Consider the following 25,229-nt stretch of genomic DNA (forward strand, 5'->3'; position numbering starts at 1 on the left):
CCTTTATTTGAGATGGCACTTTTAGTATGCTGAAAATTCTTAAATAAAGTATTAATAAAGTTTTTTTGAGATTAAGTATCATTATACCACTATACAACGTAGAAGATTACCTAACCCATTGTATCGAAAGTCTTTTAAATCAGAATTTATTGATAGACGATTATGAAATACTTATTATAGATGATGGTAGTACTGACAATAGTTTGAAGATTGCTAAATCTATCGCATCTAGTTCGAAAAACATCAAAGTTTATAGTAAAGAGAATGGTGGTGTTGGAAGTGCAAGAAATAAAGGTTTAGATTTAGCCATTGGAGAATATATTTACTTTATCGATCCCGATGATTATTTAGCATCAAATGTCTTAAAAAGTATACTGGAAAATGCTGAGAAAAGTAAATTAGATGTGTTAACATTTGTATCCTTAGGAACAGAAAAATTTAATCTTAGTAAGTCTTTTACTCATCCAAAGCAGCAATTTGTTGTTGAGAAAAAATCAGGTATCGATTTCATAGGAGATTTTTGTTTTAAAAATGAAGTTTGGTGGTATATTGTTAAAAGAGCTTTTGTAAAAAAAATAAATTTAAGGTTTATTGAAGGAAGGTGGATGGAGGATGCTATTTTTACCGCTAACCTTTTAACGAAAACAAAAAAAATAGGACACTTACCGCTTGATGCGCACAGACATGTAAAAGTTAAAGGTTCTGCAATGACTAGTAGAGAACCTAGTCACTATCTAAAAGTAATACATGACAATGCCAATGCGGCTTATGTTTATAGTGGAATAATAGAGTTTGTTGAAGTGAATCACGCATCCAAAATGGATAGTATTAGGAGACTTAAATCTAGACAGCAGTCATTCGTGTTTTTTTTGATGGTTAGAATGTTGAAATCGACAATTAAATTAAAAGAAGCAAAAGATATAATAAGTGGTATGGAGAAAATAAAAGCATATCCACTAAAGGCTTTTTTAGGTAAAGACTACGGTGGTTTATTTTATACTATTTTGGTAAGACTATTTAATATAAAAAATATTTATTTTCTACTTTTCTTAATAGCCAATCCTATTTTAAAACTAAAAAAATAAAACTAGTTTTATAGAATGAACAATATTTTAATAACTTCAGGAGGTAGAAGGGTCTCATTGGTAAGAGCTTTTGCAAAAGAGTTAAAAGCTTTCTTTCCATCAGGTAAGGTGTTTGTTGCCGATTTTAACCCAAGTTTATCTCCTGCATCCAATATAGTTGATACATCCATAAAAACATGCAAAGTACAAGATGAAGGATATATTGATGATTTACTAAAAGAATGTATTAAAAATGATATAAGGCTTGTTATACCCACAATTGATACAGAATTATTGATTTTATCCCAAAATAAGCAAAGGTTCTTGAATCACAATATTAACATTGTAGTTTCAGATGAAGACTTAATTAAAATATGTTTAGATAAGATAAGTACCCATGCTTTATTTAGAAAATTGAATGTAGGTGTTGCTAAAGAATATGCAAAAGACGATTATAAACTTCCAATTTTTATAAAACCAGTGAATGGTAGTGGAGGTAAAAATAACTTCGTAATCAAAAAGAAATCACAACTCTCAAAACATCTATTGAAAAAGAAGTCTCTTAGGTTTTTTGAATATTTAGATTCTAAATTATACGATGAATATACCTGTGATCTATATTATGATAAAAACAGTAATTTAAAATGTGTTATTCCTAGAAAACGCTTGGAGGTAAGGGCAGGAGAGGTAAGTAAGGGAGTTACTAAGCGTAATGCATTAAAGCTATTTATTGATAAAAATTTTTCAGTTTTAGATGGGGCGCGAGGATGTTTAACAGCGCAGTTTTTTCTACATAATCAGAGTGGCGAAATAAAAGGCATAGAAATAAACCCAAGGTTTGGTGGGGGATTCCCATTATCTTATTTGGCAAAAGGCAATTACCCCAAATGGATTATTAAAGAATATATGTTAAACGAGGCAGTAGAATACTTTGATGATTGGGAAGAAAACTTATTGATGCTAAGATATGATGATGAAATTATAATAAATAATTATGTCGAATAAACCTGTTGTTATTTTCGATCTTGACGATACACTTTACTATGAAATTGATTATTTAAAGTCTGCATATAAAGAAATATCAAAACTTCTTGGCAAGGAGGTATCTGTAGATTATTATGTTATTTATAAAGAAATGTTGGAATTTTATAATGAAGGATTGGATGTTTTCAAAAGTGTAATTAAAAAATACTGTTCCTCATTCAAAAAAGAAGATTTGTTAAATACATACAGGATTCATAAACCAAATTTAAAATTACCTCAAGATAGGATAGATGTGCTGAATAAGTTAAAAACTGAACATGTTAATGTAGGTTTGCTAACAGATGGTAGGGGGCATCAACAGAGAAATAAAATTCATGCTCTACAACTAAATAATTGGTTTTCAGAAATAATAATCTCTGAAGAGTTTGGTAGCGAAAAACCAAACGTAAAAAATTATAAATACTTTGAAGATGTTTTCGGAAAAGGACATTTTTTTTATGTTGGTGATAATCTTAACAAGGATTTTGTAACACCAAATAGTATAGGTTGGACAACTATATGTATGAAGGATCGTGGAGTAAATATTCACCGGCAAAATAGAGAAAAAGTACCAAACTTAAATTATCTGCCACACTATACTATTAATTATTTTAACAGTATTGTTGATTTGATCTAAAAAGTAAAAACTAAATGAAATTGGGCTGTGTTTTCAGTTGGTTAAGACAAAATAGAAAGATATTAGCTTTGTTTTTGTTTGTAGATATTATTTTCATCTTATTTGTATAGTTTGTGATTTTTGCTTTAAATTTTCTAACAGTATAAATGCCATAAACACCTGAGATTAAAAAAATGATGAATGTTAAAAGTTCTACAGGTGCATTTTCCTCCATGAGCCAAAACCAAATTTCTCATTAGTTGGAAATATAAACAAACAAATTACTGCACAGGTTAATACTACAGGTAGAAAAAAAGTAACCTTGATTTTTGTGCGGAAACACCATAAGTAGAAGAAAGCAATACTGACATAATTTTGACTGACTAATTAATTTTACTCAAACATAAGTTTTTTTTGGAATGTAAATACCATATTTCTTAGTTTTACTTTACAGAACTAATAGTATGAAGTTAAGTATCATAGTACCATTTTACAATGCCGAAAACCACTTAGATAGATGTATAAAAAGTTTACTAAATCAAAATATAAATAGCGAAGATTACGAGATAATACTTATCGATGATGGTTCAGTGGATGGCGGATCTAAAATTGCTGATTATTTTGCCCATGCTTACAAAAATATTTCTACCTATAGTCAGGAAAATAAAGGTTTAGGTGCTTCTAGAAATATAGGGATGCGATTGGCTAAAGGAAATTATGTTTATTTTATTGATTCTGATGACTACCTGGCTCACAATACAATAGGAAATATTTTGGGTTATGCCCAAAAGTTTGATTTGGACATAGTAGGTTTTAACACAATCCCAACTACTGAAACAGGTATGTATACAACCAAATCCAAACTTGAATTTAGAAAACCTAAAGTTTTAAAGGGGGAAGATTTTCTAGTAAAACATAAATACCATAGACTTGAAGCATGGTGGTATTTAATTAAGAGGGAATATTTGATGAAAAAGGGTTTTAAGTTTGAAGAGGGGAAGTTTATGGAAGACGCAGTATTTACATTCAACATTTTTTTAGAAGCAGATAAAACTATGTTTTTACCCGTAGATGCCCACAGGTATGTTAAGACTCATGATTCTATAATGAACAATAACGATAAGAACCATTTAGTAAAAGTAATTGATGATTATATTAGTTTGGTTATGAGGTTTAATGATTTGTCAAATCAAGTTAAAGCTAAACAGTACTCAAATGCTAATGAAATTACAAAGAGTATTAAGTACAAAAGTGTGGTAAGTGTATACTTCATGTTTTTTAAAATATTAAAGTCTAGATTGTCTGTATTTAGAATTCATAAGATGCTTTCAGAATTAAAAAAAATAGGAGTTTATCCTTTGAAGGGTTTTATTGGAGAGCAATACAACCATAAAAAATTTAAATTAACCGCATTTGTTTTTAACCACAAATATTTGTTTTACTTATCATTATACCCCATTAGAGTACTTTATCGTTTAAAATTGATAAATTTAGATTTATAGATATTATATGAGACTAAGTATTTTGATTCCCATGTACAATGCCCAATCTTACATTGAGAGATGTTTAAAATCGGTATTGGAACAAGATATCCCCAAAAGTGACTATGAGATAATAGTTTATGATGATGGTTCAACAGATGGGAGTAAAGATATTGTTACAGGTCTCACAGAAACTTTTAACAATATTCGTTTATATTCAAATAAAAATGAAGGTGTAGTAAAGGTTAGAAACAAACTTTTAAGTTTAGCAAAAGGTTCCTATGTTTATTTTATAGATGCAGATGATTATATCGCCCATAACATGCTAGGCAAAATAATTGAGTTTTCATTAAACAATAATATAGATGTCTTCGGTTTTCATACTCGAGTTACTAATGATGAAAACTTATTTAGTGAAGATAAGTCTTTTGTTGATTATGAATTGCCTAAAATTATATCAGGGTCGCAGTATCTTAAAGAAAATAAAGATCTTAGGCTAGAAATTTGGTGGTATATTGCCAGAAGAGACTATTTAGTTGAAAAAAAACATTGTTTTGATGAAAAAGTTACTGGTTATGATGGTGACGTAGTATTTACATATCGCTTATTTATTTTTGCTTCAAGAGTGGCTTATTCTCCAGTTTCTGTATATAGATACTTCCAAAGTCCGGAATCTACAATGCGAACAAAAACTCAAAGTTTTAAAAAAAGAATTGCAGAATATTTCCTGGCTTTAATTTTTGATTTAGAGAATTTTATAACTAGTCTCGAACATTTATCAATAGCTCACAAGGATATTATCATAGAGCATATTAAGTCAAGACGCGATTCATTTGTCTTTTTTACTATAATAAAAATGATTAGGGCTAGGTTTGGCATTAATACATTTAAAAAAAATATTTCCGCATTAACAAATATTGGGGTTTATCCAATACAATATTTTATGTGTAATAAGTATAATACGTTCAAATATAGGATGTTAAATTATATTTTAAATAATAGATTTTTGCTTTTTACTATGGTAAGAATTCATCATATGGTTACTAAATAGAAGCAATTGTACAAACAATAAAAATGAAGCAGGCTATTTTAATAACCGCATATAAAGATTTTGATAATTTAGTTGATATAATTTGTTTTTTTGATAACAGCTTCAATTTTTATATCCACATAGATAAAAAAAGTAAACTCTCCAGAGAACAGTTAAGTAAAATAAAAACAATCAATAATGTAAAGATTCTATCTAGTAAATATAAAGTAAACTGGGGAGGGTTAAATCACTTAAAAGCTATATTGTTTTTAGCTAATAAGGCTTTAAAAGAACATGAAAATCATTTTTTTCACTTAATAAGCGGTCAGGATTTTCCAATCCAAAAACTAGAAGTATTTAAGTCTATAGGCTTAAGTATTTTGCCAAAAGATTATCTAGAATATTTTATATTCCCATTGAAATCGTGGGATAATAAAAATGGTGGTTTCGATAGAATTGAGTATTATCATTTATACGACATAATTAATGCCAAAAGGTACATTAAATTGTTATGGCGAATTGTGAGAATTCAAAAAAAAATAAGATATAAGAGAGCTTTAGCTCTAAATTACCTAATTTTTATGGAGGTTCTACATGGTGGAGCCTTTCTAGGGAAACATTAAATTATGTTGTGTCTTACACTAAAAACACTCCTGTTTTAATAAAAAGATTAACTTGTACCTTTTGTCCAGAAGAATATTATTTCCAAACTGTTATAATGAATTCCAAGTTTAAAGATGGAGTGGTAAATAATAATTTAAGGTATATAGATTGGGAATCAACTAGAGTTGGAAAATATAGTCAGTTACCAGCTATTCTTACGGAGAGACATTTACAAGAAATAGAGAAATCTGATTGCCTATTTGCAAGAAAGTTTGAGACACTACAATCAAATCAATTAAAGGAAGTATTAATAAAAAATAGAGGCTAAGAAATTTTTCTTAGCCTCTACTAGAATAAATAATTTATTCTTATCTCATCTGTTATTTTTTACACACTTCTGCATGAGCAATGATATAAATTTCTCCAGATAAGTTAGGAGTTATCGTGTATTGTCCCGGAGCTACAGTATTCTCTCCATTTTTTGTTGGATAAGCGTATTTACCGGCATAGGTATGTGTTTCATTTTCATAATAGTCTTCGTCTATATTATAAGTAACACTAACGTTACCTGCACTATAATTCACGGTAACAGTACCTACCAATTCGCCTTTTCCAGTATCACAATGCGCAGCACCTGCGTAGAAATCATAAGTGTATTCGCCTTCTGAAAGTGGCCCTATTGTCCATCCCCATCTACTAAATCCATCTTCTATAAAGCAAGTAGAATCGTCTCCCTCACCAGAAAGTGTATTTCCTATAGCATAAGCTGTGTCACAGTCCTCTTCGCATTCTAAATTAAAATTAAAGTCAATAATATAAAGGCGCTCACCTGTGGCTAGGTCAGTAAGCCATCCCCATGTACTTAAACCATAAGCGTTTATATCAGAATCATCAAATAAACCAGCACCAGGTCCTACAATTACTCCAAAATGAGGAGTGGAATCATCATTAGGATCAGGTCTTTGTTCTACGCCAAAAGTTCCCTCTTGATAACAATCACCACCAGTTGCTGTAATTGTACTTCTACTAGAATCTATTACATAATAATGTAATGAAGTTGGATCAACGTCAGTACAATCGTTTTCTTCATCCTTGAACGAACCGCCATTTTCTACACTGCTAAATGCTTCCCAATCTAGCCTATTGTTTAGCCATACATCAACACTAACAATACAATCTCCTAGGATGGTAGATCCTGAAATATGAGCAGTTCCATTATCGTATTCCTTAAAGTAAAGATTGTTATTTTCGTCTGAATGAAAAAGTCCTTGGGTCCAATTACCATTTTGTTCTGGCCACCAAAAGTTAGCAGTGTAACCCGTTAAATCACATCTGTCCAAGTCTACAACCTTGCATTCTTTTATTACTTTAGGTTCTTTAATACGCTTATTTTTATCTGTAAGCTCATTTTCTGTAGTGGTAAGAGTTTCTTCTTCAGAAGAAAGTTTCTCGATCTGGCATGAAAAGAATATGAAACATATTCCTGTTAAAATTAAAATAGTTTTTTTCATAAGTTTATGATTTTTGGATAATAGCATTAATTAAAACTACTGCAAATAAACTTAGAGCTCGTGTAAATTTAAAATTTAATGGATAAATCATTCTTTTATTCGCTGAATAGTTGAAATTCAAAAAATTACGGTTAAAAAGTAAGATGTCTTTATTGAAAAAGCGGAGGTATCATGTGTTGAAGTATTGTTCTAATCACTTATGTGAGAACAATATTTACTACCTACAAACAAGTTCACATTTCAATATGAATTAATGTTGGAAACGTCTGGTATTGATTTTTTAACGATTTTTGTTTTATGACAATAGATTTAAGAAGTGATACCGTTACAAAACCTTCTAAAGAAATGTTAGGTGCTATGATGAGAGCTGAAGTAGGTGATGATGTTTTTAGAGAAGATGCTACGGTAAACAAATTAGAAAAGATGGTTGCGGAAATGTTTGGGAAAGAAACGGCCTTGTTTTTTCCTAGTGGTACAATGGCTAACCAAACTGCGATAAAGTTACAAACACAACCTGGAGATCAAATAATTTGTGATAAGTATGCACATATCTATAATTATGAATCTGGAGGTGTTGCATTTAATAGTGGGGTGTCTTGTAATTTAATTGATGGGCAACGCGGTATGTTTACAGCAAATCAGGTTGAAAAAGCAATAAATCCAGATGCGTACTATTACAGTAAAACAAGTTTAGTTGAAGTTGAAAATACAACAAATAAAGGAGGTGGAGCTTGTTGGGATTTCAATGAAATCTTAAAACTTAGAAGAGTTTGTGATAAAAATAATTTAAGTTTTCATTTAGATGGTGCTAGATTATGGAATGCTCTAGTGGCTAAAAATGAAACTACTGAGCAGTATGGGAAAGTATTTGATACTATTTCTGTTTGTTTTAGTAAAGGACTAGGTTGTCCTGTAGGCTCTGTTTTAGTTGGGGATAATACAATTATGCAAGAGGCAATTAGGATACGAAAGATATTTGGAGGCAATATGAGGCAAGTAGGTTATTTGGCAGCAGCAGCACTATATGCTCTAGACCATAACATTGAAAGGTTATCCGAAGACCATAGAAAAGCAAAAGAGATAGAAAGCGTATTAAATAAACTTTCGGTAGTAAAACAAGTACAACCTGTAGATACTAACATTGTTGTTTTTGAATTAAATCCAGATGTTAATGAGCAACAATTTACAGAGAAGTTAAGAGCAAATAATATTTTAATTATAGGAATGGGAGGAGGTAAATTGCGTATGGTAACACATTTAGACTATACCGATGCTATGCACGAAAAGCTTATACGTTTTATGAAAACGTTTTAATCGAAAAGAATTCCCCGTATGCTTGCATTGGGGTATCTGTTGGAATTGTCATTCTTGTGAAATCGAAGATTCATGAATACGAGAATCTAAAATACAGAATTTCGATTTTTGGCTTAAAGCTAAAATGAAACCAGTGAAATCCCCCTGTGACTTGTCCTGTGGATGGTGGGTTTCAAGAAATGCTTTATTTTAAAAATCCATTCCAGGAATATTCGGCATACCTTCTTTAGCAACAGCAGCTAGTTCAGCTTCGTTTACATCAGTTGCCTTTTTTATGGCTTTATTTAGGGTGACAACTAAATAATCTTGAAGTTGCTCTTTATCCTCTAATAAGGAATCGTCAATTTCTATAGACTTTATAGTTCTGTTAGCAGTTAGAGTAATCTTTAACAAGCCATCATTACTTTGTTCATCCACTAAAACTGTATCTAAACGCTTTTTTGTTTCTTCAACTTTTTTCTGGGTTTCTTTAAGTTTTCCCATCATATTCATCATATCTCCAAACATAATCTTGTGTTAAATAAATTTGTAGAGCACAAAACTATTAAAATACAGGGTATTTTTGATTTAAAAATTGTTAAAGTGGAAAAACATCTTAAGATTATTATACTATGCCTTATTTTTGCGTCCTCTTGTAAAGATGATAGACAGATGAAAAACACATTAGAAAGCATAGCTCCTCCAGTTGCAGACAAAAAACCGCATAAACTCACTATACATAACGATACCAGAATAGATAATTATTATTGGTTGAATGAAAGGGAAAATAAAGAAGTGTTGGATTATCTAAATGCCGAAAACGCTTACACAAAGACAATGATGAAGCACACAGAAGGTTTTCAGGGGGCTTTGTTTGAGGAAATGAAAGGCAGAATTAAAGAGAATGATACATCTGTACCCTATAAACTAAATGGTTATTGGTATATAACTAGGTTTGAAATAGGAAAAGATTACCCTATTTATGCCCGAAAAAAAGAAAGCTTGGAGGCTGAAGAGGAAATAATGTTTGATTGTAATAAAATGGCAAAAAATCATGCTTATTTTAAGTTGGGAGGGATTTCAATTAGTCCAGACAATACCATGGCAGCTTTTTCAACAGACATTATTAGTAGAAGACAATATACTATCAAAATAAAGAACCTAAAAACAGGAGAAATATACCAAGATGAAATAAAGAATACTACGGGTAGCATTACTTGGGCAAACGATAATAAAACCTTGTTTTACACCAAAAAGGACGAGGAAACATTACGGTCTTACAAAATACTAAAGCATGTTTTAGGGACAGAAACTACCAAGGATGTTGAGGTTTATCATGAAACAGATGATACCTTTAACACCTTTGTGTACAAAACAAAGTCAAAAAAATATTTGGTAATAGGTTCGTCTAGTACCTTATCAACAGAGTATCGTATTCTTAATGCAGATAAGCCTCATGGAGATTTTAAAATATTTCAAAAACGAACAAAAGATTTAGAATATTCCATAGCGCATTTTAAAGACCATTTCTATATCATTACCAATGCAAATAAGTCTACAAACTTTAAAGTGTGTAAAACCCCTGAATTTAATACTACCAAAGAAAACTGGAAAGACATCCTGCCGCATAGAGAAGATGTGTTAGTAGAGGATATTGAAATTTTTAAAGACTATTTGGTAGTTAATGAACGAGAGAACGGATTAAATCGTATTAGAATTATGCATTGGGCAGGTACAGAGGATTACTATTTGCCCTTTGATAATGAAACCTATAACGCTTACATTGGTAACAATCCAGATTTTGAAAGTGATACTTTGCGCTATGGTTATAACTCCTTAACAACCCCCAGTTCAGTCATTGATTATAATTTTAAAACGAAATTAAAAGACATAAAGAAAGAGCAAGAGGTTCTTGGAGGGGCGTTTAATAAAGCCAATTATGAGTCCAAAAGAATATGGGCTACAGCAAGAGATGGTGTAAAAATCCCCATATCTATTGTTTACAGAAAAGGAATTAAACTAGATGGCACTAACCCATTGTTACAATATGCATATGGTTCTTATGGTTCAACTATAGATCCCTCGTTTTCCAGTATAAGGCTAAGTTTGTTAGACCGTGGTTTTATTTATGCCATAAGTCACATTCGAGGAGGGGAGTACCTAGGAAGACACTGGTACGAAAACGGTAAATTACTCACTAAAAAAAATACATTTACTGATTTTGTTGATTGTTCAAAACATTTAATTTCAGAAGGATACACATCAAAAAAACATTTATATGCCTATGGAGGTTCAGCAGGAGGTTTGTTAATGGGGGTTATAATTAATACCAACCCAGAGCTATACAACGGCGTTTTGGCAGCAGTGCCATTTGTAGATGTTGTAACTACAATGCTTGATGATAGTATACCACTAACAACTGGAGAGTATGATGAATGGGGTAATCCCAATCAGTTAGAGTTTTATAATTATATGAAATCTTACTCGCCATATGATAACGTGGTAGAGCAAAACTATCCAAATTTGTTGGTAACAACAGGGCTGCTTGATTCCCAAGTGCAATACTGGGAGCCCGCAAAATGGGTAGCAAAGTTAAGAGACTTAAAAACCGATGGCAATACGCTTCTGCTGCATACAGATATGGATTCAGGTCATGGTGGTGCTTCGGGAAGGTTTGAGAGTTTAAAGGAAGTAGCCTTAGAATATGCTTTTTTGTTAGATTTAGAGGGGATTAGGCACTAACAAAAAAAATGCTTATTTTTGGCGAGTTAAAATCATCATTTTGAATTACTTCAATTGTTGATAAATTACATTTATGAAACAACAAAATAAAGTTTTTGACAATGTATTAGATTTAGTAGGCAATACACCGCTTGTTAAACTTAATCGCATCACTTCAAAGCTAAAAGGGAAATTTTACGCAAAAGTAGAATCTTTCAATCCAGGTCAGTCTTCCAAAGATAGAATAGCACTTTACATTATAGAACAAGCTGAAAAACAAGGTATATTAAAACCAGGAGATACTATTATAGAGACTACATCTGGTAATACAGGATTTAGTTTAGCTATGGTAAGCATCATAAAAGGATACGAGTGTATACTTGCAGTTAGTTCTAAATCTTCGGCAGATAAAATTGATATGCTAAAAACCATGGGGGCCAAAGTTTATGTTTGCCCTGCTCATGTAAGTGCTGATGACCCTCGCTCATACTATCAAGTGGCAAAGCGGCTTCATGATGAGATGAAGGGATCTGTGTATATCAACCAATACTTTAATCAGCTCAACATAGATGCACATTATGCGTCTACTGGCCCAGAAATTTGGCAACAAACAGAGGGCAAAATAACACACTTAGTGGCATGTAGCGGTACAGGAGGTACAATTTCAGGGACAGCTAAATACTTGAAAGAACAAAATCCAGATATTCAGATTATTGGTGTGGATGCATTTGGATCTGTAATCAAGAAGTACCATGAGACCAGAGAGTTTGATGAAAAAGAAATTTACCCTTATCGTATAGAGGGCTTAGGGAAAAATTTAATACCGGCAGCTACAGATTTTGATACTATTGATGAGTTTGTTAAAGTAACAGATGAAGATAGTGCGCACACTGCAAGGGAAATTGCCAGAACAGAGGGTATGTTTGTAGGGTATACTTCAGGAGCGGCAATCCAAGCCATCAAACAACTAGGTGAGGAGAAAAGGTTTAAAAAGGAAGATTTGGTTGTAGTAATATTTCCAGATCATGGTTCTAGATACATGAGTAAAGTGTATTGTGATAAGTGGATGAACGATCAAGGATTTTTTGATAGTATTCACGAAGAAGCCTCACAAAAAATTCAGTACATAAAATAGTAAGTAAATAAATACTTTTTTGAAAATGGTTTTTTGTTTATCGCAAAAAACCATTTCTTTTTTTATTTTGTCGATAATTGGAGAGTAAAAATTGTGGTTAAACCAGATAAATATTTAATTTTGCAGTAACTAACTAAGAACTGAAAAACTTCATACCTCAAACATAAAGGAACTCTATAAAAGTTCAAAAGCATTATGTTTAATTTAGAGATATATTTTTAATAGTAGATGAAAGATTTATTTGATAAGATTTACAAGGATAAGGGACCTTTAGGGAAATGGGCTTCCCATGCTGAAGGTTATTTTGTGTTTCCGAAACTTGAAGGGGAAATTTCAAACAGAATGAAGTTTCAAGGTAAAGAAGTAATTACCTGGAGTATAAACGATTATTTAGGTTTAGCAAACCATCCAGAGGTAAGAAAAGTGGATGCGGAAGCAGCCGCAGAGTATGGCTCTGCTTACCCTATGGGAGCTAGGATGATGTCTGGTCATACAAATCTTCATGAACAACTTCAAAATGAATTAGCTGCGTTTGTTAAAAAGGAAGCAGCTTATTTGCTTAATTTTGGATATCAAGGAATGGTATCTACAATTGATGCACTGGTAGCTAAGGATGATATTATTGTATATGATGTTGATGCACATGCATGTATTATAGATGGTGTGCGTTTGCACATGGGTAAACGTTTTACCTATAAACATAATGATGTAGACAGCTTAGAGAAAAACTTAGAGCGTGCAACAAAAATGGCAGAACAAACCGGAGGAGGTATCCTGGTTATTTCTGAGGGTGTGTTCGGTATGCGTGGAGAGCAAGGAAGATTAAAGGAGATTGTAGATTTAAAGAAGAAGTTTAATTTTAGGCTTTTTGTTGATGATGCTCATGGTTTTGGTACTCTTGGAGCAACAGGAGCAGGAGCTGGTGAGGAGCAAGGTGTTCAAGATGATATAGATGTGTATTTTGCCACATTTGCTAAATCTATGGCTAGTACAGGAGCCTTTATTGCTGGAGATCAGGAAATTATAGATTATTTAAAGTACAATTTACGATCTCAAATGTTTGCAAAATCGTTGCAAATGCAATTGGTGAAAGGAGCTTTAAAACGACTGGATATGTTAAGAACAATGCCAGAGTTAAAACAAAACTTATGGAAGGTTGTCAATGCACTTCAATCTGGTTTAAAAGATAGAGGTTTCGATATTGGAACTACGCAAAGTTGTGTAACTCCAGTGTATTTAAAAGGTAGTATTCCAGAAGCTATGGCTTTAGTTAAGGATTTACGTGAAAATTATGGAATATTCTGTTCTATAGTAGTTTATCCTGTGATACCTAAAGGATTGATTTTATTAAGAATGATCCCTACGGCAACACATACTTTGGAAGATGTTAGGGAAACCCTAGATGCTTTTGATGCTATTAGAGACAGGTTGCAAAATGGGACTTATAAGCGTTTGTCGGCAGCAGTGATGTCGGCTATGGGAGAGTAATTACTATCAGTATTCAATATAAAAAAAGGTTCGAAATTGTTTCGAACCTTTTTTGTTATAAATCTTTTCTGTAAGTTTTCCGTTTTCTATACACTTTGGGATCAAAATGCTTCCATATGTTTTGAATGGCAGTATTTTCCTCCAGTTCAGGAGTTCTGTAGCAAGTTTCAATACCTTTTTCAGTAAAGGTGTGGTAATATTCATTAAAAATAACCGCATGGATTCCTTTATTTTGATAATCTGGATGAATACCTATCAAATAAAAAATAACATCTTTACTTTGTTTTTTAGCCTTTAAAATATGAGTAAAACCAAATGGGAATAGTTTGCCATTGGCTTTTTTTAATGCCTCTGCATAGGCAGGCATCACTATAGCAAAACCTATTAGTTTGTCATCTTTATCTACAACAAACTTTATGTATTCTGGATTTATAAAACTGATAAATTTCTTCTTAAAATATGCTTTTTGAATATCTGTTATGGCTACAAAACTTGATAATTCAGCATAGCTGTCGTTAAAGAGGTCAAACATTTTATCAGCGTAAGGCATTACCTCCTCAGTCTTAGTAAATTTAAGTGCTTTTAGTTGGTACCTTCTCTTAATAAGTTCTTGCGCTTTCATGAACGTATCAGGATTCACATTAGAAAAAGCAAACCTACTTTCAATATAACGCTTTTCAATTATGTATCCAGCAGCTTCATAATGCTTGGTGTAATATGGATGGTTGTACCATGTTACCATGGGCACCATAGCGTTAAAACCTTCATCAACAACTCCAACTTTGTCTAGGTTGGAAAAACCTACCGGACCTTCTGCGAATTCTAGGTTATGCGCTTTGCCGATGGCTTCAACTTTATCTAATAGGGCTTTGGAAACATTAAGGTCATCAACAAAATCAAACCAACCAAAACGCATTTTCTTTTGATCCTGGCTTTTTACTTCCAGCCAATTTATAATGGCTGCTACACGGCCAACAATTTTATCGTCTTTAAAAGCTAAGAACAAATGGGCATCCGCATCATTAAAAACAGGATTTTCTCGCTTATCGAAAGTCTTTAGTTCCTGACTTATAATTGGGGGTGTCCAAAACTTAGAGTCCTTGTATATCTTAAACGGAAATTTTATAAAGGCCTTTAAGTCTCTTTTAGAAGTTACTTCTTTTATTGTAATCATATATTTATAGTAAACAGCTAAGTTGTTAAAAATCTTCGTCTTTTCGTTGTCGTTTTTTAACTTTCTTTTCTTCTGTATTTACATCCTTTTTTTTGCGTTTTTTCTTTTTCTTGGAGCCTTTGCTTCTAAGTTTTCTTTCTAACTCGTCTTCGGCAGAGTTGCCATTATCAATTTCCTTGTCTTTATGAAAATCAAATCTGTATGAGGCACCAAATGTTAGGTTTAAGACTGATGGGGTGTCTTTTGTGTTAAATGTAACTGCCGTGTCTAGTTGAAAGTTTTTGTCCCATAAATAAGCACCTCCAAAGCGTAATAGGTTATCAGCATAAAAATCACTTTTAATCCCCTGTGTTTCCCCAAAGATTACCCATTTAGGGCTAAATGAGTGTGTCAAGGTTAGGATATAAGTGAAGTCTGATTGATCCGTGCCAATTCTGTCCTTAATTAAATTCATTACAAACACCCAACCGCCGTTAAAATTATTTTGTGTGGCTACCATTACTTTAGGGCTAAAACCTTCAATACCTGGAGCTGTATACGGGTTAGCATTGGTGTCGTAATTAGCACCAACATAAACGGCTACGGCTGGAATTAAAGATTTCCAGTTAAAGCTATGGTTGGCTTTCCAACTGTAGAGGTTTGGTTTTTGCTCCTCAGCATTTTTATAGGGGTCAAAAACAAGATATTTGGCACCAACTGCTAAATATCTAAAGTTTGATCGTTTGTTTTCGGTAGTGAATGATGAAAAACTGGTAAATGTATCATTTTGATAATTGCCTTCTATGTTTATCTCTAATTCTTCAAAAAGCAAACCGTATCTTGCTGAAAAATCAATACCAAAACCAGAGACTTCATATCTGGGCAATGGTGTGCGTTCTTCTTTTAGATAATACGGGCCTATCTCAAATTGTAATACGTTTGTGCCCACGGAAAAAGCGCTCCTGGACATACCAGGTCTGTTTGAGTTTATGACTTCAGTATATTGGGCAAAAAGCATATTGCCGACGATGAAAATCAAAACAAAAAATATGTGTTTTAAAAACTTCATAGGTGTGATTTAGGGTGAGATTTTTTGCAAATGTTAGGTTGGGTTGGTTGTCATTAATTTCAAATATAGATATTTTATCTTTTTTTTATGTTTTTTCAGCATTTTTTAAGTCTCTATAATTGTATTTTTGTACAAATTAGTAATTATGCCACAAGAAGCATCTGTTGTTGGATTGATTAAAATTATTGGTATTATCTTACTCGTATATTATGGGGTAAAAGTGCTGTCTCGCTTATTAACGCCTTTTTTATTGAGATATGTCTCAAGAAAGGCTGAAGAAAAATTTGGAGGTCAGTTTAAAAGCCAAGGTTATGAAACACCTAAAAAAGAAGGAGAAGTCACTATAGATAAGATGCCAAAGCGTAAAGCATCAAATAAAAATGTAGGAGATTATGTAGATTACGAAGAAATTGACTAATTTTCAACCTTTAGCATTTTAACTTTTTTCCATGCAATTTTTATTAAAGAAATCACTTTCGCATTTCATTGTTTTGTTAGGTTTTGTGGTAGTTGCATTACTGTATTTTAATCCTGTTTTACAAGGGAAGCAGATATATCAAAGCGACATTGTGCAATACATTGGTATGTCCAAACAACAAAAAGACTTTAAAGCCAAAACGGGAGAAGAAACCTACTGGACAAATAGTGCTTTTGGAGGCATGCCTACATATCAGTTAGGGGCAAGATATCCGCATAATTACATCAAGAAGTTAGATTCGGTATTACGTTTTTTACCAAGACCAGCAGATTATCTGTTTCTATATCTGTTAAGTTTCTATATTCTTCTTTTGGTGTTAAAAGTCGACTTTAAACTAGCGGCGCTAGGTGCATTGGCGTTTGGGTTCTCAACATACCTAATCATAATTCTTGGAGTGGGGCACAATAGTAAAGCGCATGCAATAGCCTACATGCCATTAGTGTTAAGTGGTATCTTATTAGTCTTTCAAAAACGATACATACTTGGCTTTCTTGTAACAGCTGTCGGAATGGGGTTGGAGTTAGTAGCCAATCATTTTCAAATGACCTATTATCTATTGTTGCTTGTTATGGTCCTTGGAATAGCCTATTTAGTTGACGCCTACAGAAAACAAATGTTGCCACATTTTTTTAAATCGATAGGTGTTTTGGTTGGGGCAGTTGTTTTGGCTATTGGTTTAAATGCGACTAATGTGATGGCAACACAGGAGTATGTAAAGTACAGCACAAGGGGAAAAAGTGAGTTAACGATAAATCCTGATGATTCTCCAAAAGAGGTAACTTCTGGCTTGGACAAAGATTATATTACGCAGTTTAGTTATGGTATTACCGAGACGTTTAATCTCTTAATACCAAATTTCATGGGAGGTGGTACTTATGACAATGTTGGAAAAGATTCTGAAACATATGAGTTTTTTAGAAAACTAGGAGCAACACCTAGTCAAGCTCTAGAACAAGCCGAAAACGCACCAACTTATTGGGGAGATCAGCCCATTGTTGAAGCTCCTGCATATGTGGGAGCAGTCATCTTATTTTTGTTTGTATTTGCCTTGTTTTTGGTAAAAGGGCGTTTAAAATGGTGGTTGTTGGGAGGTGTATTGTTATCATTATTGCTCTCTTACGGTAAGAATTTAAATTTCTTAACTAACTTTTTTATCGACTATGTGCCGCTGTATAATAAGTTTAGAGCGGTAAGTTCCATTCAAGTGATATTAGAATTGTGTATTCCTGTTTTAGGGATTTTTGGCTTGGCTAGATTGTTTAATGATTTTAGTAAAGAAGAAGAAAAATTAAAAGCGTTGAAGTATACCACGGGAATTGTTGGGGGGCTCGTTCTTTTGTTTATATTGTTTGGAGCCTCAATGTTTGATTTTGTAGGTATAAGAGATGGGCAATACATCCAAAATTATGGTCAGGGATTTAGCCGTGCCATAAAGGAAGACCGTAAATCTATTTTCACGGCAGATGCCCTAAGAACTTTAGTTTTGGTGTTGCTTTCAGGTGGATTGATTTTTGCCTACTTAAAACATAAAATTAAAGAACAATGGGTTGTTGTTGGTTTTGCAGTTTTAATCCTGTTTGATTTGGTAGGAGTAAATAGGCGTTATGTGAACGGAGATGATTTTGTGTCATCTATTAAAATGAATAAACCTTTTGCTTCAAATGAAATTGACAAGCAAATTCAGCAGGATAAAACACACTTTAGGGTTTTCGATTTGGTATCTGGACCCTCTAAGCCCTCGTATTTCCATAATTCCTTGAATGGTTATAACGCAGCAGAATTAAAGCGTTACAGGGAGGTTTTTGATTGGTATATAGCCAAAAACAACATTAATGTGATGAATATGCTTAACACAAAGTATATTATTGCTCAAGACGAAAAAGGTAACGTTTTTCCTTATTTGAATGATGAAGCCAATGGGAATGCTTGGTTTGTGGAAGAGGTCGTTAAAGTGGCCTCTGCAAATGAAGAGATAAAGCTTCTAGGTAGTTTAGAGAATAAGAAAAAAGCGATTTACACTTTGCCTAAGAATGTTTTAAAGGCTGGGCGGTATCCTAAATATGAAGTTGATTCTACGGCAACTATTAACTTGGTAGAAGTGCAACCAAATTACTTGAAATATAATGCAAGTAATAAAAATGAGGGTTTTGCTGTATTTTCAGAAATTTATTATCCGCACGGGTGGAACGCTACAATTGATGGTAAACCTGCTGATGTTCAGAGGGTAAATTATATTCTTCGTGGTATGAAAGTACCAGCTGGCACAAATGTAATAGAGTTTAAGTTTGATCCTGATGTTGTAAGAACAGGAAGTTCTATTTCTTTGGCAAGCTCTGCACTATTAACGATTTTGTTGTTAACGGGTATATTTTACGAGTTTAAGACACGAAAAAAGAGTGCGTAAAAAAGTACTCATAATAGCATATTATTGGCCTCCAGCAGGAGGTCCAGGTGTACAGCGCTGGCTTAAGTTTGTAAAGTATTTACCGGATTTTAATATCGAACCCATTGTCTTTGTCCCAAAAAATGCTAGTTATCCAATTATAGACGAAAGTCTTAAAGCTGAAGTTTCAGAAACTACAGAAGTGATTAAACTCCCAATTTCTGAGCCTTACAAACTAGCTAAAAGCTTTTCAAAAGGTAGAGCCGATACTATTAGTAAAGGTATCATTAGTGAAGCTAGAAAGCAGTCTCTGGTTGAAAAATTGATGCTTTTTGTGCGAGGTAATTTTTTTATTCCAGATGCTAGGGTAGGTTGGGTAAAACCTGCTACTTCTTTTTTGCTGGATTTTATACCAAAGCACAATATAGAAACTGTTATCACTACTGGACCACCACATAGTATGCACTTAATAGGTTTGCAGTTAAAACAAAAACTTGGCATAAAATGGTTGACTGATTTCAGGGATCCTTGGACTACTATTGGGTATCATAAACAGTTAAAGCTGACTAAATCTTCCCAGAGAAAACATAAATCTTTAGAAGCTCAAGTATTAACCAATACTGATCAAATTATAGTAACATCATCAGCTACGAAACAAGAATTTCAACAGATAACAGAGCGTCCTATTGAAGTGATAACTAATGGTTATGATGATGAAACATCTGGATCTGTAGAAATAGATACCAAGTTTACCTTGTCTCATATAGGGTCTTTATTATCAAAGCGGAACCCAGAAATTTTATGGAAATCTATTTCTGAGTTAGCTGCTGAATATGATGATTTTAAAAAAGATTTCCAGTTAAATCTTGTGGGTTTTGTTAGTGAAACAGTTATCCAAAGTATTGAAAAACATAATTTAACTAATTATACAAATAAGGTAGGTTATATTTCCCATTTAGAATCTATTAAATATCAAAAAAAGTCTCAGATATTGCTTTTAATAGAAATAGATTCTGAAGATACAAGGAGTATTGTTCCGGGAAAGCTTTTTGAGTATATGATTTCCAATAGACCTATTATTGCAATTGGCCCCAAGGGATCTGATATAGAACATATTATTAGTAAAACCAATACAGGGGTTTTCTTTAATTACCAAGATTTAAAATCACTTAAAAAAACTATATTAGAGTATTATAAGCTATATAAAAGCGGTAATTTAAAAACGAATCCAATCGGGCTGCAACAGTATCATAGAAGGGCGCTCACACAAACTTTATCAAAGTTAGTATAATGGGTATTGTAGTATCACAATCGTTTAAAAACATTGTTTCTACCTATTTAGGTTTTGCTATTGGTGGAATTAATACATTGTTTTTATATACAAACTTTATGAGCGACACCTATTATGGTTTAGTAGGTTTTGTATTGTCTGCCGCTTATGTTATGATGCCATTGGCAGCATTTGGCGTTTATAATACACTAGTGAAGTTTTACTCGCAATTTAAAACAAGAACATCATTACATAGTTTTTTAACGCTAATGCTATTCCTGCCGTTGTTGGTTATTGTGCCTATAGCCTTGGTGGGGTATTTAGGCTATGATGTCATTACAGGGTTTTTGTCAACTGAAAACCCTAAGTTAAAAGATTACCTGTGGCATATAGTAATAGTGGCTATTGCCTTGGCCTACTTTGAGGTGTTTTATGCTTGGGTTAAAGTACACCTACAAACAGTTTATGGCAATTTTATGAAAGAGGTTTTCCATAGGGTAGGTGCCATGGTGTTGTTATTAGCTTTGTACTTTGAATTTATAAAGGTAAACCAGTTTATATCTGGGCTGGTAGTAGTTTATGTTTTGCGAATGTTAGCAATGATGGTATATGCTTTTAGTGTTCAGTTACCGGTTTTAACATTTAAAAAAGTGAATAACTTAAAACAGATATTACAATACTCATTGCTAATAATTGTTGCAGGTTTAATTGCTACTCAACTCCTTGATATTGACAAAGTAATGTTGGGTAAGTATATTCATGTAAAAAACATAGCTTATTATAATGTCGCTGTTTTTATAGCTACTGTAATTGCTGTTCCCCAAAGGGCCATGCATCAAATTTTATTGCCAATGACCGCAAAGTATTTAAACGATAAAGATATAGAGAGTTTGGCAGATTTATATAAACGTAGTTCGTTAAACTTATTTGTTGTTGGTGGGCTTATCTTTTTACTTATCGTTTTAAATATTAACCAGCTTTACTATTTAATTGCAGATGAATATCGTGTTGGTTTATATGTAGCTATTTTGATAAGCCTTTCTAAATTGTATGACACTTTGTTGGGAAGTAATAATGCCATATTGTTTAACAGTGATTATTATAGAATAGTACTTGTGTTGGGGGTAGTAATTGTTGTGTTAATGGTTGTGTTAAATGTTATCCTAATTCCTATTTACGGGCTAAACGGTGCCGCTTTAGCAACTTTTATAGCGGTGTGCCTCTATAACACATCAAAGGTTTATTTTGTTTACAGGGCATTTAAAATTTTACCGTTTACATCAAAAACCATTACCTCGGCTTTGGTTTTATTAGCAATAGTCCTAATGTTTTATTTTTGGGATTTCTGGTTTCATCCTGTTTTAAATATTACTTTAAAGTCCATTATCATTACTTCCATTTTTGCTTTAGTAGTTTATAAATTAAAACTTTCAGAAGATATCTCAATATTGATAGATAAAGTATTAAAGAAGAAGTAAAGGTAAAAGAAAACCCCACGATGTTGCTTTGAGGCATACATATCGCAGGGCTTCCCAACTAACCAACCAAAATTTATTTATCTTCTTCTACGTGTAGAATTAGATGATGTATTATTGTTTCTAGAGGTACTTCGTCCTTGTGTAGCTCTAGAATTTACTTGTCCTGTGTTTCTAGCAACTCGTGAAGCAGGTTTTGTGCTTCTAGAGGATCTGGTAACAGTTTGTCCAGAGCTTCTATTTGTGCTTTTTCTATCATATATACGAGTACTATTAGCTTTTGGTTTTTTTACAACAGTAGTGGTTCTGTATCTCGTTACTTGCTGAGACGAATTCCTTTTTGGAGCTTGCCTTACAGTAGTTGTCGAGCGCTTTTTAATAACGTTTTGGTTACCATTACCGCGAGTTCTATATTGAGAATTTCTATTGTTTGTAGAGTTATCTCGTCTCATAGTACTATTGCCTCTATTTTGAATTCTAGAATTCGTTCGATTCATATCATTGTTTCTAACACTTCTATCATTGTTGTTAGCAATTCTTCTAGAGTTATTCTTTCTAATAGTATTATCCCTAGAGATACTTCTTCTTGTGTTAGCAATGTTATTTACTTTTGTTCTATTCCTAGCGCTTCTGTTTACAGTAGCATACGTTCTGTTTCTTATTATGGTGTTACCTCTTCTACTTGCGATAGCGGTTATAGGTCTATAATTGTTTCTAAACGGTCTGTTGTAAACGTATCTCACAGGGTTATAAAAACGTCTATAAGGTCTATTGTATACAACACAGTAGTCTATTGCTGGAATGCTGTAAAAACTGTGCCATGGTCTAAACACATAACTACGGTTAAATCTGTTTATAAAACCAGTGTAATGTGAAAATCTATTGAATCTGTTGTAGTGTATATACAAACCACCAATACGATTTATACGTCCAAAATTATTGTAAAATATATTTACATTACCAGCTTGAACAACACGGCCATAAAAATCATAAAATATGGGTGTGTTTTCAATTTGAATAATAGCACCAAACTCATCATATTGTACATAAGCATTATAATTAAAACCAGAATTAAACGTGATGTTTGCATTTCTATTCCCAATAGAGATAGCTAAATCTGGCTGATATCTTAAAATGTTAAAATCAAACTGTCCATCAGGGAATACAGAAAACTCAATACCATTCTCAACAAATATGAAAGAGTTGCCATAACCTCTGTAAAATGTTGATACAGTATTGTTGTCTAAATTGGTTGTAGCGGTTGCAGAAAACCCTCCTAGGATTATAGCTGCAAAAAATAAGATAAACTTTTTCATAATTGTTAAATTTTATGGGTTCGATAAGATATTTACAAACAGCGTGCCAAAAACTTAAATATTTGGTTATCAGTATAGGTGTTTGCTTTTACTCCTATTTTTTTCTTAATTTTATAAAGCAAAAAAATTATGGCAAAGTCTTTAGAAACCTGTAAAAACTGTAATCAAAAATTCAGCAGCGCATTTAATTTTTGTCCGTATTGTGGGCAACAAGCTAAAGACGATTTAACAGTAAAGGTATTGTTCTACAATACCATAAGTAATTATTTTTCTTTTGATGCTCGTTTTTTTAAAAGCTTCTTTCCTTTATTGTTAAAACCAGGATTTATAGCCAGAGAGTTTGTAAGAGGAAAGCGTTTAAGGTACTTACACCCAGCGCAAATGTATTTGTTTATAGCCGTTGTGTTTTTCTTTTTGTTTTCTTTTATACAACGTAGCCAGGTTAAGGGGTTAGATGAAAGACTGGCAAAAACACTTAAGCAAGGTAATACCGTTGAAAGTGTTATAGATCAAAGTACAATTGACTCCATTAATCAAGAACTTAAAGAACAAAAACATATTAAAGATTCGGTAGTAGCTAGCGCCATTAAACGCACATTGCAAAATAATAAGTTTGTTCCAGACATATCGAATGTACAGATCGACTCAATAGTTAAAGCTGAAAGAATGGATGCAGATGATATAATGTCTTTCGATTTTAACACCAAAAGAGTAGATTCCCTTATACAGCTTAAAGTTGCAGATAGTATAGTTTATAAGGCGATGGGTATGGGTAATGATCCAGGGTATTGGGAAAAGCGTATGTATGCACAAGCGTTAAAATTCTATAAATCTAGAAAAGGTGGAAGCATACTCCAGGCGTTTTATGATGCTATTCCTTTCGCTATGTTTTTCTTATTGCCAATTTTTGCACTGATATTAAGGGTTTTGCATTCTAAAAGAGGTACGTATGCGCATCATCTTGTATTCAGCTTTTATTATTTCTCTTTCCTTTTTACCGTATTTAGTGTTGTTCTAGCGGTAAATTTTTTAATAGATATCCCTAATTGGGTTGATTTTTTAATTATAATGTCAACATTTATCTACCTGATAATAGCCTTAAAGAGATTTTATGTGCAAGGGTGGTTTAAAAGTATATTAAAGGCAGGTCTTGGTTCTTTTGTTTTCCTGTCTGTTGTGACGCCTTTAACCTTTTTTATATTAAGTGTTTTTGCTTTTTTATTTTACTAAAAAAAATCAAAAAAACTTAACTAATTGGTTTTTAGGTAATTATTTATTAAGTTTAGCATAGCTAATCAACAATTTTAATCATGAAAAAATCAATTTCCCTCGTGGCAATTTTATTAATTGCTATTAGTCTTACTTCTTGTAGAATACATTTCGATGCAGGTTATTCTAGTGCTGCAGATAGGTTTAGTATTGAAAGTGGTAATTCAGTTCCCTCCTCATCTGAGCTTGAACAAAAATCCAACACAGAAAGTAAAGCTTCAACATTATTAAGCAACACAACAACTACTACTAAGTCTGGTTTTTACATTGGTGTAGCTGCCGCTGACATTGAATTGTCTGATACTTTTAAGTTTCAGCCAGAAGCCAGATTTATTATTGTGGAGGATTTAAATCAAATTAATGTACCATTATTAATAAAATATAATGTAGCAGAAAAAGTCAATGCTTACGCAGGACCTAGTTTGGGTTATTTGCTAGATGCACCAAATGGTTTGAAATCAGTAAATTTTGGCGCAAATATAGGGGCGTCTTATGATTTAACCGATAAGTTTTTCCTAAATGTAAGGTACGATTTGGGTTTATCTGATTTGTCAGAAAGCTCATTTAGTAAGGTTAAATTAAGTAATTTACTAATTGGGGTAGGCTACAAATTATAACCCAAAATACGTTAAGGAATAAAAAAGGGAAGTAGTGGCACTAGATACTTCCCTTTTTTATTATTCAATATATCTATTTGTTAATCTTTTTTTCCAAACATATAGTACAATACTTTTATACTTTTTGAAATTATTTAATTATCAGATAATCTGTGCTTTTGCTAATTATAGGAATATAGTAAATCGATTTATAATTAAATTACATGTTAGCTTCTAAAAATGTAATTTATAGAT

General features: G+C 32.6%; 22 protein-coding genes. 17 read left to right on the forward strand and 5 right to left on the reverse strand.

Annotated elements, in window-relative coordinates:
- Nucleotides 1-65: 65 nt before the first annotated feature.
- From JS605_RS15485 to JS605_RS15515, 7 genes are all read left to right on the forward strand, one after another.
- On the forward strand, nucleotides 66-1,085 hold the full coding sequence (locus tag JS605_RS15485; protein ID WP_203258635.1) for a glycosyltransferase family 2 protein: 1,020 nt from the start codon (nucleotides 66-68) through the stop codon (nucleotides 1,083-1,085).
- A gap of 15 nt (nucleotides 1,086-1,100) precedes the next feature.
- Nucleotides 1,101-2,069 carry an ATP-grasp domain-containing protein gene (locus JS605_RS15490; RefSeq protein ID WP_203258636.1) on the forward strand — a complete coding sequence of 323 codons (969 nt, stop codon included), beginning with the start codon at nucleotides 1,101-1,103 and terminating at the stop codon, nucleotides 2,067-2,069.
- Complete coding sequence (locus JS605_RS15495) at nucleotides 2,059-2,724, forward strand: HAD family hydrolase (RefSeq protein ID WP_203258637.1); 666 nt, start codon at nucleotides 2,059-2,061, stop codon at nucleotides 2,722-2,724. The genes JS605_RS15490 and JS605_RS15495 overlap by 11 nt, the downstream gene beginning before the upstream one ends.
- 443 nt (nucleotides 2,725-3,167) lie before the next feature.
- Entirely contained in the window at nucleotides 3,168-4,205 is a 1,038-nt protein-coding gene (locus JS605_RS15500) for a glycosyltransferase (RefSeq protein ID WP_203258638.1), read from the forward strand.
- Between the two features lie 7 nt (nucleotides 4,206-4,212).
- On the forward strand, nucleotides 4,213-5,235 hold the full coding sequence (locus tag JS605_RS15505) for a glycosyltransferase (RefSeq protein WP_203258639.1): 1,023 nt from the start codon (nucleotides 4,213-4,215) through the stop codon (nucleotides 5,233-5,235).
- Nucleotides 5,236-5,258: 23 nt separating this feature from the next.
- Nucleotides 5,259-5,837, forward strand: a complete 579-nt coding sequence (locus JS605_RS15510) for a beta-1,6-N-acetylglucosaminyltransferase (protein ID WP_203258640.1) — start codon at nucleotides 5,259-5,261, stop codon at nucleotides 5,835-5,837.
- 8 nt (nucleotides 5,838-5,845) lie between these two features.
- Entirely contained in the window at nucleotides 5,846-6,145 is a 300-nt protein-coding gene (locus tag JS605_RS15515; RefSeq protein WP_317194161.1) for a beta-1,6-N-acetylglucosaminyltransferase, read from the forward strand.
- Between the two features lie 52 nt (nucleotides 6,146-6,197).
- On the opposite strand, the gene JS605_RS15520 is transcribed toward JS605_RS15515, so the two are convergent.
- Nucleotides 6,198-7,328, reverse strand: coding sequence for a hypothetical protein (locus JS605_RS15520; protein ID WP_203258641.1), 1,131 nt, complete (start codon nucleotides 7,326-7,328; stop codon nucleotides 6,198-6,200).
- Nucleotides 7,329-7,625: 297 nt separating this feature from the next.
- Between JS605_RS15520 and JS605_RS15525 the strand changes: the two genes are divergently transcribed.
- On the forward strand, nucleotides 7,626-8,642 hold the full coding sequence (locus tag JS605_RS15525) for a threonine aldolase family protein (protein WP_203258642.1): 1,017 nt from the start codon (nucleotides 7,626-7,628) through the stop codon (nucleotides 8,640-8,642).
- 189 nt (nucleotides 8,643-8,831) lie between these two features.
- Here the strand turns inward: JS605_RS15525 and JS605_RS15530 are convergent, their stop codons facing one another.
- On the reverse strand, nucleotides 8,832-9,149 hold the full coding sequence (locus JS605_RS15530; protein WP_203258643.1) for a YbaB/EbfC family nucleoid-associated protein: 318 nt from the start codon (nucleotides 9,147-9,149) through the stop codon (nucleotides 8,832-8,834).
- A gap of 144 nt (nucleotides 9,150-9,293) precedes the next feature.
- Between JS605_RS15530 and JS605_RS15535 the strand changes: the two genes are divergently transcribed.
- From JS605_RS15535 to JS605_RS15545, 3 genes are all read left to right on the forward strand, one after another.
- Nucleotides 9,294-11,363 carry a S9 family peptidase gene (locus tag JS605_RS15535; protein WP_203258735.1) on the forward strand — a complete coding sequence of 690 codons (2,070 nt, stop codon included), beginning with the start codon at nucleotides 9,294-9,296 and terminating at the stop codon, nucleotides 11,361-11,363.
- Nucleotides 11,364-11,436: 73 nt separating this feature from the next.
- Complete coding sequence (locus JS605_RS15540) at nucleotides 11,437-12,477, forward strand: PLP-dependent cysteine synthase family protein (RefSeq protein ID WP_203258644.1); 1,041 nt, start codon at nucleotides 11,437-11,439, stop codon at nucleotides 12,475-12,477.
- 228 nt (nucleotides 12,478-12,705) lie between these two features.
- Nucleotides 12,706-13,965: an aminotransferase class I/II-fold pyridoxal phosphate-dependent enzyme gene (locus JS605_RS15545; protein WP_203258645.1), complete on the forward strand. Its 1,260-nt coding sequence runs from the start codon at nucleotides 12,706-12,708 to the stop codon at nucleotides 13,963-13,965.
- A 55-nt stretch (nucleotides 13,966-14,020) separates the two neighbouring features.
- Here JS605_RS15545 and JS605_RS15550 read toward each other — a convergent pair whose 3' ends face one another.
- Together JS605_RS15550 and JS605_RS15555 are read right to left on the reverse strand one after the other, a co-directional pair.
- A complete protein-coding gene (locus JS605_RS15550; protein ID WP_203258646.1) occupies nucleotides 14,021-15,139 on the reverse strand; it encodes a GNAT family N-acetyltransferase in 1,119 nt (372 codons plus the stop codon).
- A 25-nt stretch (nucleotides 15,140-15,164) separates the two neighbouring features.
- Nucleotides 15,165-16,187, reverse strand: a complete 1,023-nt coding sequence (locus JS605_RS15555) for a transporter (protein WP_203258647.1) — start codon at nucleotides 16,185-16,187, stop codon at nucleotides 15,165-15,167.
- 145 nt (nucleotides 16,188-16,332) lie between these two features.
- On the opposite strand from JS605_RS15555, the gene JS605_RS15560 reads away from it, so the two are divergent.
- From JS605_RS15560 to JS605_RS15575, 4 genes are read left to right on the forward strand one after another with little or no spacing between them, the layout of a single operon-like run.
- A complete protein-coding gene (locus tag JS605_RS15560; protein ID WP_203258648.1) occupies nucleotides 16,333-16,605 on the forward strand; it encodes a DUF4834 family protein in 273 nt (90 codons plus the stop codon).
- A gap of 31 nt (nucleotides 16,606-16,636) precedes the next feature.
- Nucleotides 16,637-19,069: a YfhO family protein gene (locus tag JS605_RS15565; protein ID WP_203258649.1), complete on the forward strand. Its 2,433-nt coding sequence runs from the start codon at nucleotides 16,637-16,639 to the stop codon at nucleotides 19,067-19,069.
- Entirely contained in the window at nucleotides 19,062-20,339 is a 1,278-nt protein-coding gene (locus JS605_RS15570; protein WP_203258650.1) for a glycosyltransferase family 4 protein, read from the forward strand. The genes JS605_RS15565 and JS605_RS15570 overlap by 8 nt, the downstream gene beginning before the upstream one ends.
- Nucleotides 20,339-21,796, forward strand: a complete 1,458-nt coding sequence (locus tag JS605_RS15575) for a lipopolysaccharide biosynthesis protein (RefSeq protein ID WP_203258651.1) — start codon at nucleotides 20,339-20,341, stop codon at nucleotides 21,794-21,796. The genes JS605_RS15570 and JS605_RS15575 overlap by 1 nt, the downstream gene beginning before the upstream one ends.
- Before the next feature lie 77 nt (nucleotides 21,797-21,873).
- On the opposite strand, the gene JS605_RS15580 is transcribed toward JS605_RS15575, so the two are convergent.
- Complete coding sequence (locus JS605_RS15580; protein WP_203258652.1) at nucleotides 21,874-23,109, reverse strand: hypothetical protein; 1,236 nt, start codon at nucleotides 23,107-23,109, stop codon at nucleotides 21,874-21,876.
- Between the two features lie 129 nt (nucleotides 23,110-23,238).
- Between JS605_RS15580 and JS605_RS15585 the strand changes: the two genes are divergently transcribed.
- Nucleotides 23,239-24,339 carry a DUF3667 domain-containing protein gene (locus tag JS605_RS15585; RefSeq protein WP_203258653.1) on the forward strand — a complete coding sequence of 367 codons (1,101 nt, stop codon included), beginning with the start codon at nucleotides 23,239-23,241 and terminating at the stop codon, nucleotides 24,337-24,339.
- A gap of 80 nt (nucleotides 24,340-24,419) precedes the next feature.
- Nucleotides 24,420-24,995 carry an outer membrane beta-barrel protein gene (locus tag JS605_RS15590; RefSeq protein ID WP_203258654.1) on the forward strand — a complete coding sequence of 192 codons (576 nt, stop codon included), beginning with the start codon at nucleotides 24,420-24,422 and terminating at the stop codon, nucleotides 24,993-24,995.
- Nucleotides 24,996-25,229 lie beyond the last annotated feature (234 nt).

The organism is Hyunsoonleella ulvae, assembly GCF_016827605.1.
In the GTDB taxonomy this organism is placed as follows: Bacteria; Bacteroidota; Bacteroidia; order Flavobacteriales; family Flavobacteriaceae; genus Jejuia; species Jejuia ulvae.

Bases quoted from the DNA above. Each gene is read 5' to 3' on its own strand.
- JS605_RS15530 (WP_203258643.1), bottom strand. From the start codon at position 9,149: ATGTTTGGAGATATGATGAATATGATGGGAAAACTTAAAGAAACCCAG.
- JS605_RS15510 (WP_203258640.1), top strand. From the start codon at position 5,259: ATGAAGCAGGCTATTTTAATAACCGCATATAAAGATTTTGATAATTTA.
- JS605_RS15550 (WP_203258646.1), bottom strand. From the start codon at position 15,139: ATGATTACAATAAAAGAAGTAACTTCTAAAAGAGACTTAAAGGCCTTT.
- JS605_RS15525 (WP_203258642.1), top strand. From the start codon at position 7,626: ATGACAATAGATTTAAGAAGTGATACCGTTACAAAACCTTCTAAAGAA.
- JS605_RS15540 (WP_203258644.1), top strand. From the start codon at position 11,437: ATGAAACAACAAAATAAAGTTTTTGACAATGTATTAGATTTAGTAGGC.
- JS605_RS15520 (WP_203258641.1), bottom strand. From the start codon at position 7,328: ATGAAAAAAACTATTTTAATTTTAACAGGAATATGTTTCATATTCTTT.
- JS605_RS15565 (WP_203258649.1), top strand. From the start codon at position 16,637: ATGCAATTTTTATTAAAGAAATCACTTTCGCATTTCATTGTTTTGTTA.
- JS605_RS15500 (WP_203258638.1), top strand. From the start codon at position 3,168: ATGAAGTTAAGTATCATAGTACCATTTTACAATGCCGAAAACCACTTA.
- JS605_RS15505 (WP_203258639.1), top strand. From the start codon at position 4,213: ATGAGACTAAGTATTTTGATTCCCATGTACAATGCCCAATCTTACATT.
- JS605_RS15560 (WP_203258648.1), top strand. From the start codon at position 16,333: ATGCCACAAGAAGCATCTGTTGTTGGATTGATTAAAATTATTGGTATT.
- JS605_RS15580 (WP_203258652.1), bottom strand. From the start codon at position 23,109: ATGAAAAAGTTTATCTTATTTTTTGCAGCTATAATCCTAGGAGGGTTT.
- JS605_RS15490 (WP_203258636.1), top strand. From the start codon at position 1,101: ATGAACAATATTTTAATAACTTCAGGAGGTAGAAGGGTCTCATTGGTA.
- JS605_RS15535 (WP_203258735.1), top strand. From the start codon at position 9,294: ATGAAAAACACATTAGAAAGCATAGCTCCTCCAGTTGCAGACAAAAAA.
- JS605_RS15590 (WP_203258654.1), top strand. From the start codon at position 24,420: ATGAAAAAATCAATTTCCCTCGTGGCAATTTTATTAATTGCTATTAGT.
- JS605_RS15555 (WP_203258647.1), bottom strand. From the start codon at position 16,187: ATGAAGTTTTTAAAACACATATTTTTTGTTTTGATTTTCATCGTCGGC.
- JS605_RS15545 (WP_203258645.1), top strand. From the start codon at position 12,706: ATGAAAGATTTATTTGATAAGATTTACAAGGATAAGGGACCTTTAGGG.
- JS605_RS15495 (WP_203258637.1), top strand. From the start codon at position 2,059: ATGTCGAATAAACCTGTTGTTATTTTCGATCTTGACGATACACTTTAC.
- JS605_RS15575 (WP_203258651.1), top strand. From the start codon at position 20,339: ATGGGTATTGTAGTATCACAATCGTTTAAAAACATTGTTTCTACCTAT.
- JS605_RS15585 (WP_203258653.1), top strand. From the start codon at position 23,239: ATGGCAAAGTCTTTAGAAACCTGTAAAAACTGTAATCAAAAATTCAGC.